Raw genomic sequence first — 12,285 nt, forward strand, 5'->3', positions numbered from 1 at the left:
CCGCCTGTGCGTGCGAAAACTAGTTTCGTCGCCGGAGGTGACCGATCGATGACGGCCTGTGCGATCGAAGCGATCGAGCCCATGATCGAACCCATCGAACCCATGGCGGAGGACGGATTCTCCCCCGGGGCGGGGTTGGCGATCACGGCGGACGGTGCCTACGCGGCCCGGCTCGCACGAAACGGCGACTCCTGGTTCCCGGAGCGCTGGACGCTCGACGGGCCCGAGCCGTACGCCGTGCCGCTGCCCGGAAACCAGCCCGAGGAGCCCGGCACGCAGGTGCTGCCGATGGGCGACGGGCGTGTCCTCATCCACCGTCCGATCGCCGGCAGGCACACCTTCGCACTCCTCTATCCGACCGGACCCGGCACCGGCGAACTTCCCCTGGGCGCTGTCGAGTGCCCCGACGCCGACACCCCGCTGCGACTGCTGCCCCCGGCTCCGGGCGGCGACCGCGCGTACGCCCTCGCCCTGGGCCGGCGTTCGACGACGGTGTGGCTGGTGGCGGGCGGCGCCTTCGGGCCCGAGTACGTCACGGAGGTGCCCGGCCGTTGCTCGGGCGGGGTCTGGCTGGACCGCACGGGGCGGCTGCTCGCCCTGGACCGGGAGGTCGCCGGGCGCACCAAGGCGATCGTGGTGGATCTGGAGCGCGACGGTGAGGTGTCGCCGTTGCTCCAGATCTCGGCGGAGAGCAACGACCGGCTGCTGCTCGCGGACGCGGACAGCGGACTGCTGCTGATCGGCTCGGACGCGCCCTCGCCCGGCGGGCAGGAACGATTGGGCTGGGGAGTGCTCGGCAGCACCCTGCCGGTGCGCTTCCCGGAGTGCCTGCGGATCGACGGGTGCACGCTCACGCCGTTCGCGATCCAGCCGGGGCAGGTGCTGACGCCGGAGAGCTGTGGGGTGGCGTTGCGCGTGGACGGTCCGGCGGGGAGTTGGGTGGGGGTGTGGCGGCCCTCGGAGCGACAGGTGCGGCATCTTCCGGCGCCGGAGGGGTGGTTGCCGGGCGCGGGGCTGTGGAGCAGGGACGGGGAGCTCCGACTGCCTTACGTGACCGGGGATGTGCCGTGCGGGGTGGCTCGGGTACGGGCCGAGAGGTCCGAAGGGGCAGCAGGGTCCGCGGCGTGCATGACGTCGACGGAGTCGCAGTCGCCGTCGCCGTTCGGGGCGGGGGCTGCCGTTGGCCCGGAACCGGTCGCTCCCGCGCCCGTCGCGGTGGCCCGACCCGTGCCGCTGCAACAGGCTCCGCTGGGGCGGCTCGTGCCGAAGGCCGGGAAGCCCGGTAACGAAGTGACGAAGCTTGTAACGAACTAGTTCCGGTCGGCGTGTGCGGCTCGTGTCACCCCGAGTCGCACTGGTTAGGATCATCCGGCTGTTAGAAGGATCATGTTGACGGGGTGAACTTTCCGATGAACGACGCAAGCACCATGCAGCCGCTGTCCGCCGATGCCCACGAGGCCACGAGCCACCGCAACGGCTACGGCAGACACCGGGGTCCGGTCTCGGTCCACAACGACGAGACGACCCCGAACGGCCGTCACCGCAAGCCGTCCGAGCAGGCCGAGAACAGGGCCTGACGCGGTACGTCGAACAACTCGCAGCCCCGCCCGGTCGGTTACGGGCGGGGCTGCTTTTCTCCGCTGTGTCAGCGCTGTGTCAGCCGCGCTTGAGGCCGAGCACCTCCGCCGCGGCGAACGTCTCCCCGGCGGGTCGCTCCGCGTAGTGCGGGGTGAGGAGCGCGTCCAGTTCGTCGTAGGTGAAGGTGTCCTGCTTGCTGTCGAACTTGGCGGCCACCCGCGGGCGTTCGACGACGGCGACCATCCCGCCGTGGACGACGAGCAGTTGTCCGTTGACGTGCTCGGCGGCCGGGGAGGCCAGGTAGCCGACGAGCGGGGCGACATGCTCGGGGGCGAGGGGGTCGAGTCCCGCCTCTGGCTGCTCGAAGCCCTGGAAGACGTCCTCGGTCATCCGGGTCCGGGCACGGGGGCAGATGGCGTTCGCCGTCACGCCGTACTTGGCGAGGGCGAGGGCCGTGGAGGTGGTCAGCCCGACGATTCCGCCTTTCGCGGCGGCGTAGTTGGGCTGTCCCGCCGAACCGGCGAGAAACGCCTCCGAGGACGTGTTCACGATCCGCCCGTACACCGGTGCGCCGGTCGCCTTGGACCGCTCCCGCCAGTGCGCGGCGGCGAAGTGGGTCGTGTTGAAGTGTCCCTTGAGGTGGACCCGTATGACCGCGTCCCACTCCCCCTCCGTCATGGAGAAGACCATGCGGTCCCGCAGGATGCCCGCGTTGTTGACGAGGATGTCCAGCTGGCCGAACTCGGCGATCGCCAACTCAACCAGTTCACGCGCCTGTTGGTGGTCGGCGACGTCTCCGGTGTGGGCGGTTGCCGTGCCGCCCGCCGCGCGGATCTCGGCGGCGACCTCCTCGGCGGGGGTGGCGGACGCCTCGCCGGAGCCGTCCCGGCCGGGCTGCCCGTAGTCGTTGACGACGACGGCCGCGCCGAGCCGGGCCAGTTCCAGCGCCTCGGCCCGGCCGAGACCGCGCCCGGCGCCCGTGACGATCGCGGCGAGTCCCTCAAGCGGCAGTGACGGTGACAGTGGTGACATCGGCGTCTCTCAGATCTCGATGCACGTACGCAGCGCGGTTCCCGTGCGCATCTGGTCGATGGCCTCGTTGATGTCCGCGAGCGGTACGCGGTGGGTGATGAGGCCCGCGAGGTCCACGCGTCCGGCGCGCCAGAGGCCGATCGTGCGCTCGTAGGACCGCAGGACGTCGCCGCCGCCGTACATGGACGGCAGGATGCGCTTCTCGTCGAAGAACAGCTCGAACATGTTGAGTTGGAGGTTGTCGTCCATGGCGCCCGCGCCGACGACGACCATCGTGCCGCCGCGCCGGGTGGTGTCGTAGGCGGTGCGAGCGGTGGTTGAGCGGCCGACGACCTCGAAGACGTAGTCGAACCCCTCGCCGCCGGTGACCTGTTGCTTGGCGCCGGCCAGCTCGTCCGGTGAAACCGCCTTCGTGGCACCGAACTTGAGCGCGGACTCCCGGCGCGAGGGCACCGGGTCGACGGCGACGATCTCGGCGGCGCCCTGGAGCCGCGCGCCCTGTATCGCGGAGATGCCGACGCCTCCGCAGCCGATGACGGCGACCGATGAACCGGCTTGTACATCAGCGGTGTTGATGGCGGCGCCGAGTCCGGTGGTCACCCCGCAGCCGATGAGGGCGGCGATGTCGAAGGGCACGTCGTCGGGGATGGGCACGGCGCAGCTGGCGTCGAGGACGACCTCCTCGGCGAAGGTGCCGGTGCCGGCCATGCCGAAGATGTCGCCGCCGGGGCGACGGAAGTTGGGGGTGCCCGCGTTCATGAACCCGGCCAGGCACAGCTCGGTCTGGCCGCGCTTGCACGCGGGACAGGCTCCGCAGGCGGGCAGCCAGCAGACGACGACCCGGTCACCGGCCTTCACATGGCTTACGCCTTCCCCGACTTCGAGGATCTCGCCGGCCCCTTCGTGGCCGGGGACGAAGGGCGCGGGCTGCGGCAGTACGCCGCTCATCGCGGAGAGGTCCGAGTGGCACAGCCCGGTGGCCCGTATGCGGATCCTCACCTTGCCAGGGCCGAAGCCCACGGCCTCGACGTCGTCCAGGACGTCGAGCTTGTCCTGCCCGATCTCGTGCAGTACGGCTGCGCGCATTGGTGCGGCTCCCTTCGGGGACCTACAGCGATGTACAGGTATGTACAGATATGCATGGATACGTGGGTGGGTCAGGCGTGTTCGACGACCGTGTCGGCCAGGACGGGCGCGTCGTCACGGTCGACGGCGGTGACCGACACCTGGACGCGGTCCGGTTCGTGCGTCCACATCCGGATGCGGAGGGTCTCCCCGGGGAACACGACCCCGGCGAAGCGGGTGCGGTAGGCGCGGACCCGGCCGACGTCCCCGCCGAGCACCGTGTCGACGACCGCCTTGAGCGTCATGCCGTACGTGCACAGCCCGTGCAGGATGGGTCGTTCGAACCCGGCGCGGGCGGCGAAGTCGGGGTCGGCGTGCAGCGGGTTCCAGTCGCCGGAGAGCCGGTAGAGCAGCGCCTGGTCCTCCCGGACGGTCCGCTCGACGACCTTGGCGGGCTCGGTGTCGGGCGCCGGGAGCCGGTTCGAAGGTCCCCGGTCGCCTCCCCAGCCGCCCTCTCCCCGTACGAAGATCTGCGCGTCGCTCGTCCACAACGGCCCCTCGGCGTCGGCGACCTCGGTGCGCATGACGAGGATCACCGCGCTGCCCTTGTCGTAGACGGCGGCGATGCTCCCGGTGGCGCGTGCCCTGCCCTCGACCGGGATCGGGCGGTGCACCTCGATGCTCTGGCCGCCGTGCAGGACGTGGGCGAGGTCGACGTCGACGCCGGGCATGGAGAGGCCGCCGATCACGTCCGGGGAGTCGTTGCCGGCGACGGTGGCGAAGCTGGGCAGGACGTGCAGCCGGGATTCGAGGGTGTACCGCAGCTCGCCGGGGTCGGTCGCGGGGACGCCGGCGCCGATACCGAGGTGGTAGAGCTGGACGTCCTTGCGACCCCAGGCGATCTCTGCGGACCGGGGTTCGGCGGCGACGGCCTTGGCGGCGTCAATGGGCATGTGACTCCTGATCAACTGTCGGAACGGACATCTCACAGGGCGGACATCTCGCAGGACGGGCCGTTCGCAGGACGCACCGTTCGCGGAACCGAGACCTCGGCACGACCGTCCGCACCGTCGGCCGCACCGAGGTCGATACGGGCCGATCTAGAACGCGTTCCAGTCCGGCGCCCCCTGTTGTATAGCCGAGCGGTCCTGACTTGTGAAGACTCCTGACGATGCGTCAGCTGTGCGGTCCGAGGGCCGGGTGACACACCGGGCGGGACATTCGTCCTGCCCGAGTCCGTACATCGGCGGCTGCCCGGCGTGCCCCTCCCTTCGCACGCCGGCGTCCATGTTCCGCATGCGAGAGGCCGCCTGCCAGGCGGGCGAGAGGCGGGCCGAGCGGGCACGCCGGCGGGCGGACATGGCACGGTTCAAGGCTGCCCGCCGCGCCACGCGGAAGTCGGGCGCCCGGATGCCGGAGCCGGAGAACCCGGGCCCGCCGAGGAGGGGTTTCGGCCCTGCCGCCCTGACTGCCGGGGGGAACGGGCTCCTTCTCCGACCCCCTCCAGGGCCGGACCGCCTTCTTCCTCCTCTCCTTCCTCTTCCTCCTCTTCCTCCTCTTCCCAGGTCAACGCCCACATCCGCCCTACCCTTACCCCGTGAACGAGATGCCCCGGGATCACCGTCCCGCGAAGTCCATCAGGGTCCTCCTCGCCGAGGACCAGCGGATGATGCGAGGCGCTCTCGCCCTGCTGCTCGGGATGGAGCCGGACATCACAGTCGTCGCCCAGGTCGCGGCCGGCGACGCGATCGTCGACGCGGCGCTGCTGCACCGCCCGGACGTGGCACTCCTCGATATCGAGCTGCCCGGCATCAGCGGCCTGGACGCCGCCGCGCAACTCCACGACGAGACGCCGGACTGCCGGGTGCTGATCCTGACCACCATCGGCCGCCCCGGCTATCTGCACCGGGCCATGGAGGCGGGGGCCGCCGGTTTCCTCGTCAAGGACGGACCCGTGGAGGAGTTGGCGGCGGCGATCCGCCGGGTACTGACCGGGGAGACGGTCATCGACCCGGCCCTTGCCGCGGCTTCGCTGAGCGCCGGGCCCAATCCGCTCACAGCCCGCGAGTGCGAGGTTCTCCAGGCGTCGGCGGACGGGGTGACGGTCGCCGATGTCGCCGACAGGCTTCACCTCTCCGAGTCGACAGTCCGCAACCATCTCTCGGCGGCCATCGGGAAGACCGGGACCCGCAACCGGATGGAGGCGGTCCGGGAGGCTCGGCAGCAGGGGTGGCTCTAGGCGGCGTCACCGGGCTGCGGACCGCAGCGGCCGACAGTGCGGTTTCTGCCCCCGCCGCCCCTACCCGCCCCACCCTCGGGGCTCCGCCCCCTACCCCCCGTTCGCGTTGAACGCGTTCACTCCCGGACGCCGGACGGGCTGGAGATGCGGGCCGGTCCTCCGACGTTCGGATGTGCGGGGAGTCCATGAGCGCCCGAAACCTTGCCCCGATCCCAGAACATTTTCCGCACCCGAGCAGGACCGCAGCCGTGACGGCAGATCAGATTCCCATGAGCAGGTCAAGGATTAGTTAGTACGCCGAAACATCGGAATAGTTGCCCAGGCACACAGGTTCATCTCCCACGTACCCCGCCCGGACCCGCCTGGAGGCCCCACCCCATGACGCACACGACGACCGACCGGCCCGCCGGTGGAACCGGCAGAACGGGCGGGGCCATCGTCCCGGTGCTCGCCTTCGCGGGCATCGTTGTCGCGGTCATGCAGACCCTGCTCGTCCCCGTCATCCAGGACCTCCCCCAGCTGCTGAGCACCTCGCCCAGCAACGCCACCTGGGTGCTGACCTCGACGCTCCTCTCCGGAGCCGTGGCCACACCGATCATGGGGCGGCTCGGTGACCTGTACGGCAAGCGGCGCATGCTGATCACCAGCCTCTCCGTGATGGTGGTCGGCGCCCTCGTCAGCGCGCTCACCAGCGACCTGCTGACCATGATCGCGGGACGCGCGCTCCAGGGCTTCGCCATGGGCGCCATCCCGCTCGGCATCGGTCTGATGCGCGACATGCTGCCCCGCGAGAAGCTCCCCTCGGCGATGGCCCTGATGAGCTCCTCCATCGGCGTCGGCGGCGGCCTCGCCCTCCCCCTCGCCGCACTGATCGCCCAGCACTCCGACTGGCACGCCCTCTTCTACGGCGCGGCCGGCCTCGGTGCCCTCGCCATCGTCCTCACGCTGCTCGTCGTACCCGAGTCCCGGATGCGCGCCGAGGGCACCTTCGACGTGCTCGGCGCCATCGGCCTCTCCGCCGGGCTCGTCCTCTTCCTCCTCCCGATCACCAAGGGCAGCGACTGGGGCTGGACCTCCCCCACCACGCTCGGCCTCTTCGGCGCGTCCGCCGTCGTACTGCTTCTGTGGGGCGTGCTGGAGCTGCGTCTGAAGGCCCCGCTGGTGGACCTGCGGACCACCGCCCGGCCCGCCGTCCTCTTCACCAACCTCGCCTCGATCATGGTCGGCGTCTCCTTCTACGTCGTCTCGCTCGTCCTGCCCCAGCTCCTCCAGCTGCCCACCTCCACCGGCTACGGCCTCGGCCAGTCCATGGTCATGGCGGGCCTGATCGTGGCGCCGCTCGGCCTGACGATGATGTTCACGGCCCCCGTCTACGCCCGTCTCTCCGCCAAGTACGGGCCCAAGGTCACCCTGATCCTCGGCATGCTGATCATCGCGATCGGCTACGGCGCCGGCCTCGGCCTGATGAGCGCCGCCTGGCAGTCCCTGGTCATCGCGGTCGTCCTGGGCGCGGGCATCGGGCTCGCCTACTCCTCGCTCCCCGCCCTGATCGTCGGCGCGGTCCCGGCCTCCGAGACCGGCGCGGCCAACGGCCTGAACACCCTTATGCGCTCCATCGGTACGTCCGTGTCCAGCGCCGTCATCGGCATGGTGCTCGCCAACACCGCGAACCATGTGGACGGCGTCGCGATCCCCACGATGCACGGGTTCCGCGTCTCCTTCCTGATCGCCACGGGTGCGGTGGCGGTCGGGCTGCTGCTGGCCCTGTTCCTGCCGGGGCGGCGGCCGGCGGGCAAGCCGCAGCTGCTGGCGAGCAGTGAGCAGGACGCCGCGCTCGGCTCCGGGTTCCGTGGGCGGGTCCTGGGTGCCGATGGCAGCCCGGTCGCCCGTGCGAAGGTCACGTTGATCGACCAGCGTGGTCGCCAGGCCGGTGCCACCTTGTCGGGAGAGGACGGCAGCTATGCGCTCGCCGTCCCCTCGCAGGGTGCGTACGTCCTGGCCGCGCGGGCCTTTGGCCATGGGCCGCTCGCGTCGTCCGCGACCCATGCGGGTGAGGCAGGGACGGTCGATCTCGACCTGTCCCTGCCCGGGGAGACCGTCAGCGCGTAGGCGCTGCGCTCGCCGGGTGCGGGGGTGCGTTTTTGACCGCGGGCCCGCTGTGGCTTGTCGCGCAGATCCCCGCGCCCCTATAGGAGCACCCCCCGTCGTCAACATGTCCCCGGTTGTACGGCAGCATGGGGCGCCCGCACGCCCGTACGATCGAGAGGAACCCCATGACGACGGCAGTGCCCAAGGCCGAGATTCTGGCCGCTTTCGAGGCTGCCAAGGGGTTCATGCCCGCCGGTGAGGGGCTCGCACTGTACGAGGCCGCTGTCGGGGCGGGGGCGCTCGGGCTGCCGTTGCTGGAGGTCGGGACGTACTGCGGGCGTTCCACGATCCTGCTCGCCGACGCGGCCCGCGCGGCCGGGGTCACCGCGGTCACCGTCGATCACCACCGGGGCAGCGAGGAGCAGCAGCCGGGGTGGGACTACCACGACCCGGAGACCGTCGACCCGGAACTCGGCGTCATGGACACCCTTCCGCTCTTCCGGCGCACCCTGAACACCGCCGGGCTGGAGGACCACGTGATCGCGGTCGTCGGGCGTTCGCCGCAGGTGGCGCGGGTCTGGAACTCGCCCCTCGGCCTGGTCTTCATCGACGGTGGGCACACCGACGAGCACGCCACGGCCGACTACGAGGGCTGGGCCCCGCACGTCGCCGAGGGCGGCCTGCTCCTCATCCACGACGTGTACCCGGACCCCGAGGACGAGTTCACCGGCCAGGCGCCCTACCGCGTGTACCTCCGCGCCCTCGCCTCCGGCGCCTTCACCGAGGTCTCGGCGACCGACTCGCTGCGCGTCCTGCGGCGAACGGGAGCCGGGATCTGAGGCCCCGGTTAGAGTCGCTGTCGTGTCCTACGCAGGCCCCGGCTTCGAGCCGCCCCAGCCCCCTCGTCACTCTGTGCGCCGTCCGCTGGCCGTCGCCCTCGCCGTGCTGGTGCTGGGCGGGACAGGCGGGTGGTTCGTCTGGGGAGCCGTCGCCGACGACGGCGACAGGGACGGCGAGAGCCTGGCCGGGTCCGGCGGCGTCTATCCGTCCCTGTCGCCGATCGGACCGCCCGACTTCGCCGCCGACCCCAGCCGACCGGCGACTCCCCTGGCGGGCAAGGTCGTCGTCGTCGACCCCGGCCACAACCCCGGCAACTTCAAGCACCCCGCCGAGATCGCCCGCAAGGTGAACATCGGTACGAACTCGAAGGAGTGCGACACCACCGGTACCGCCACCAACAGCGGTTATACGGAGGCCGAGTTCACCCTCGATGTCGCGCGGCGGCTGCGCACGGTCCTCGAACGGGAGGGGGCCACCGTGAAGTTCACGCAGGACGGCGACCGGTCCGACCACGTCTTCGGGCCCTGTGTGGACGAACGCGCCCGGATCGGGAACTCCGCGCACGCCGACGCCGTCGTCTCCATCCATGCCGACGGGAGCGCGCAGGGCAACCGCGGGTTCCATGTGATCCTGCCGGGCGCGGTGCGCGAAGGGGCCGCGGACACCCGGCCGATCGTCGCCTCCTCCCGGCTGCTCGGCGAGCGCGTCAAGGCCGGGTTCGTCCGTGAGACGGGCTCCGCGCCCTCCAACTACATCGGTGGCGGTACCGGTCTGGACACCCGCACGGACCTCGGCGGTCTCAATCTGTCAACGGTTCCGAAGGTGTTCATCGAGTGCGGCAACATGCGCGACAGCAAGGACGCTGCCCTGCTGACCAGCGGAACCTGGCGGCAGGAGGCCGCCCAGGGGATCTCTGAAGGAATCGTGAGTTTCCTGCGCGGGTCGTGATCAACGTGTGCATCCCGGCGGACAGTCCACGCGGGCGGACGATAATGTCGTGCCCCTACGCACGATCGATCGACGGCCGACCGCAACACACATGGCCGACCGGCCGAATGACGACGACGAGACGACCTACGAAGGACCTGAGGACCTGAAGTGAATATCCGCTCCCTCACTCGAGGCGACGGCGTGGTGATCGGAGCAGCGGTGTTGCTGTTCATCGCGTCGTTCCTCGACATCTACTCCGTCGACGGCGCCACGGGCGTCGACATGCCGAGCGCCTGGGCCAGCGGACCGCTCCTGCTGAGCGTGGTCCTCGCGGGCATCATCGGTGCCGCGCTCGTCGTGGTGTCGCACGGTCTGCCGCAGGTGCCCAAGGTCGCGGGCATCGAGCTCGGCCAGTTCGGTGTCGCCTTCACCGTCTTCGCCGCGTGGAGTGCGCTGGGCAACGTGTTCGACCCGGCGGGCGGTATCGACAACGTCGGCAGCAACGCCGGTTCGGGCCCGGACGCCGGCACCGGCCTGATCCTCTCCCTCATCGCCACGGTGGTCATGGCCGCCGCGGCTGTCGCCACCCCGCTGGTCCCGGCCCTGAAGGGCGCACTGGTCGGCGCCCCCAAGCCGCCCGCCCCGCAGCCCTACGGCGGCCAGCCCTACCCCGGCGGTCAGCCCCAGGGCAGCTACGGCTACCCGGGTGCCGACGCTCAGCAGCAGCCGTACGGCGGCCAGCCGCAGACCGGTCAGCCCTTCGGCGCCGGTGCCGGTGCCGGTGCCGGTGCCGGTGGGGCCCAGCCCCAGCAGCAGGCACAGCCGCCGGCCCCGGACTTCTCCCCGTTCTGGTTCGCCGTGCCGGTGCCGCGTCCGCTGTTCGCGGAGGACGGTTCCCCGACGCCGATCGCCGAACTGGCCCCCGGTACCTGGTACCTGGCCGTCGAGCAGCGCGGCCAGGGCCTCATCGCCCAGACGCAGGACGGCCGTCGGGGTGTCCTCCAGGACACCTCCGGCATCCAGCGCGGATAACACCGTCTGCGGGATACGCGAGCTGCGGCCCCTCGCCCTTCCGGGCGAGGGGCCGTTGTCGTACAGTCGCGGCCGGCGCTCTACGTCTGACGGATCGTCAGGAGGCAGGCATGCGGCTCGGTCTCACGCTCGGCTACTGGGGTCGCGGCCCCTCCCCGGACCACGTACCGCTCGCCCAGGAGGCCGAGCGGCTCGGCTACCACTCGGTGTGGACGGCCGAGTCCTGGGGCTCGGACGCGTTCACCCCGCTGACCTGGATCGCGGCGCGGACGTCAAGGATCAAGCTGGGTACGGCGGTTGCCCAGATGGCGGCCCGCTCGCCGACGACCACCGCGATGCACGCCCTCACCCTCGACCATCTCTCCGGCGGACGTGTCCTCCTCGGGCTCGGCCTCTCCGGCCCGCAGGTCGTCGAGGGCTGGTACGGCCGCCCGTTCCCCGGATCGCCGCTCACCGCGACCCGGGAGTACGTGGATGTCGTACGCCAGGTCCTCAGACGCGAGGCCCCGGTCGAGCTGACCGGGCGCTTCCACTCCCTGCCGTACGACGGCCCGGACGGCACCGGCATCGGCAAGCCGCTGAAGTCGATCACCCATCCCCTGCGCGCCGAACTCCCCGTCCTGCTCGGTGCGGAGGGGCCGAAGAACATCGCCCAGACGGCCCGGATCGCCGACGGCTGGCTGCCCCTGTACTGGTCCCCGCTGCGGGCCGAGCTGTACGAGGAGCCGCTGAGCGGCGCTCCGGAAGGATTTGTCGTCGCGCCGATGGCGCAGGCCCGCGTCTGCGCCGACATCTCGGAAGGGCTGCTGCCCGTCAAGACGATGCTCGGCTTCTACATCGGCGGGATGGGGCACGCGGCCCGTAACTTCCACGCCGATCTGATGGCACGCATGGGGTACGAGGAGGAGGCCCGGCGGATCCAGGAACTCTTCCTGGCCGGGCGGCGCGAGGAGGCCGTGCTCGCCGTGCCGGACGCCTTCGCCGACGAGATCTCCCTGGTCGGGCCGCGTGAACGCATCGCGGAACGGCTGGAGTTGTGGCGCAAGGGCCCGGTGACCGATTTGCTCGTCCTCGCCCCCGATCCGCACACCCTGCGGGTACTCGCCGAACTCAACTCCTGACGGCAAGAACGACGGCGATTGGTTTCGTCCGGGGATTCGGGGCAATCCGAAGGACATGTCCCCTGCATATCGCCGCGGTAGCAACAAGGCCGGGTCGGTCATCGCGATCGTCGCCGACATCATGGCCTTCATTCTGGGCCTCTGGATCCTGATGTACCTGCTGGACGCGAACCGCGCGAACGACTTCGTGCAGTTCGTCCATGACGCGGCCACCTGGCTGGCGGGCTGGTCGCACGACCTGTTCACGTTCGACGAGCAGTGGGCGCGGGTCGTCGCCGGGTACGGACTGGCCGCCGTCGTCTACCTGTTCGTGGGCCACGCGATCGCCAGCCGCGTCAACCGTCACTGAGCACCGGCCGA

12 protein-coding genes are annotated in these 12,285 nt (G+C 70.9%); 9 read left to right on the forward strand and 3 right to left on the reverse strand.

All coding sequences use genetic code 11. The features are described from left to right. Nucleotides 1-48: 48 nt before the first annotated feature. Together IEY89_RS08275 and IEY89_RS08280 are read left to right on the forward strand one after the other, a co-directional pair. Nucleotides 49-1,314 (forward strand): hypothetical protein, encoded by a 1,266-nt coding sequence (locus IEY89_RS08275; protein ID WP_189146634.1) that lies wholly within the window; start codon nt 49-51, stop codon nt 1,312-1,314. Nucleotides 1,315-1,409: 95 nt separating this feature from the next. After that, nucleotides 1,410-1,577, forward strand: coding sequence for a hypothetical protein (locus tag IEY89_RS08280; protein ID WP_189146635.1), 168 nt, complete (start codon nt 1,410-1,412; stop codon nt 1,575-1,577). 79 nt (nt 1,578-1,656) lie between these two features. Here the strand turns inward: IEY89_RS08280 and IEY89_RS08285 are convergent, their stop codons facing one another. From IEY89_RS08285 to chsH3, 3 genes are all read right to left on the reverse strand, one after another. Beyond that, nucleotides 1,657-2,610: a 3-oxoacyl-ACP reductase gene (locus IEY89_RS08285; RefSeq protein ID WP_189146636.1), complete on the reverse strand. Its 954-nt coding sequence runs from the start codon at nt 2,608-2,610 to the stop codon at nt 1,657-1,659. A gap of 9 nt (nt 2,611-2,619) precedes the next feature. Beyond that, nucleotides 2,620-3,696, reverse strand: a complete 1,077-nt coding sequence (locus IEY89_RS08290) for a Zn-dependent alcohol dehydrogenase (protein ID WP_189146637.1) — start codon at nt 3,694-3,696, stop codon at nt 2,620-2,622. A gap of 71 nt (nt 3,697-3,767) precedes the next feature. After that, the gene (gene chsH3 / locus IEY89_RS08295; protein WP_189146638.1) at nt 3,768-4,628 is read right to left on the reverse strand and encodes an enoyl-CoA hydratase ChsH3; all 861 of its coding nucleotides are present in this window, start codon (nt 4,626-4,628) and stop codon (nt 3,768-3,770) included. 653 nt (nt 4,629-5,281) lie between these two features. On the opposite strand from chsH3, the gene IEY89_RS08300 reads away from it, so the two are divergent. The 7 genes from IEY89_RS08300 to IEY89_RS08330 all read left to right on the forward strand — a co-directional run bounded on the left by IEY89_RS08300 (nt 5,282) and on the right by IEY89_RS08330 (nt 12,274). Then, complete coding sequence (locus tag IEY89_RS08300; RefSeq protein ID WP_189146922.1) at nt 5,282-5,914, forward strand: response regulator transcription factor; 633 nt, start codon at nt 5,282-5,284, stop codon at nt 5,912-5,914. A gap of 378 nt (nt 5,915-6,292) precedes the next feature. Next, nucleotides 6,293-8,023: an MFS transporter gene (locus IEY89_RS08305; RefSeq protein ID WP_189146639.1), complete on the forward strand. Its 1,731-nt coding sequence runs from the start codon at nt 6,293-6,295 to the stop codon at nt 8,021-8,023. A gap of 164 nt (nt 8,024-8,187) precedes the next feature. Further along, nucleotides 8,188-8,841, forward strand: a complete 654-nt coding sequence (locus tag IEY89_RS08310) for a class I SAM-dependent methyltransferase (RefSeq protein WP_189146640.1) — start codon at nt 8,188-8,190, stop codon at nt 8,839-8,841. Between the two features lie 22 nt (nt 8,842-8,863). Beyond that, nucleotides 8,864-9,790, forward strand: a complete 927-nt coding sequence (locus tag IEY89_RS08315; RefSeq protein WP_189146641.1) for an N-acetylmuramoyl-L-alanine amidase — start codon at nt 8,864-8,866, stop codon at nt 9,788-9,790. Between the two features lie 150 nt (nt 9,791-9,940). Beyond that, nucleotides 9,941-10,804: a DUF5336 domain-containing protein gene (locus IEY89_RS08320; RefSeq protein ID WP_189146642.1), complete on the forward strand. Its 864-nt coding sequence runs from the start codon at nt 9,941-9,943 to the stop codon at nt 10,802-10,804. Nucleotides 10,805-10,914: 110 nt separating this feature from the next. Continuing rightward, nucleotides 10,915-11,925, forward strand: a complete 1,011-nt coding sequence (locus IEY89_RS08325) for an LLM class F420-dependent oxidoreductase (protein ID WP_189146643.1) — start codon at nt 10,915-10,917, stop codon at nt 11,923-11,925. Nucleotides 11,926-11,980: 55 nt separating this feature from the next. After that, a complete protein-coding gene (locus IEY89_RS08330; protein WP_189146644.1) occupies nt 11,981-12,274 on the forward strand; it encodes a hypothetical protein in 294 nt (97 codons plus the stop codon). Nucleotides 12,275-12,285: the final 11 nt, after the last annotated feature.

This window comes from Streptomyces lacrimifluminis, assembly GCF_014646095.1.
Classification (GTDB): Bacteria; Actinomycetota; Actinomycetes; order Streptomycetales; family Streptomycetaceae; genus Streptomyces; species Streptomyces lacrimifluminis.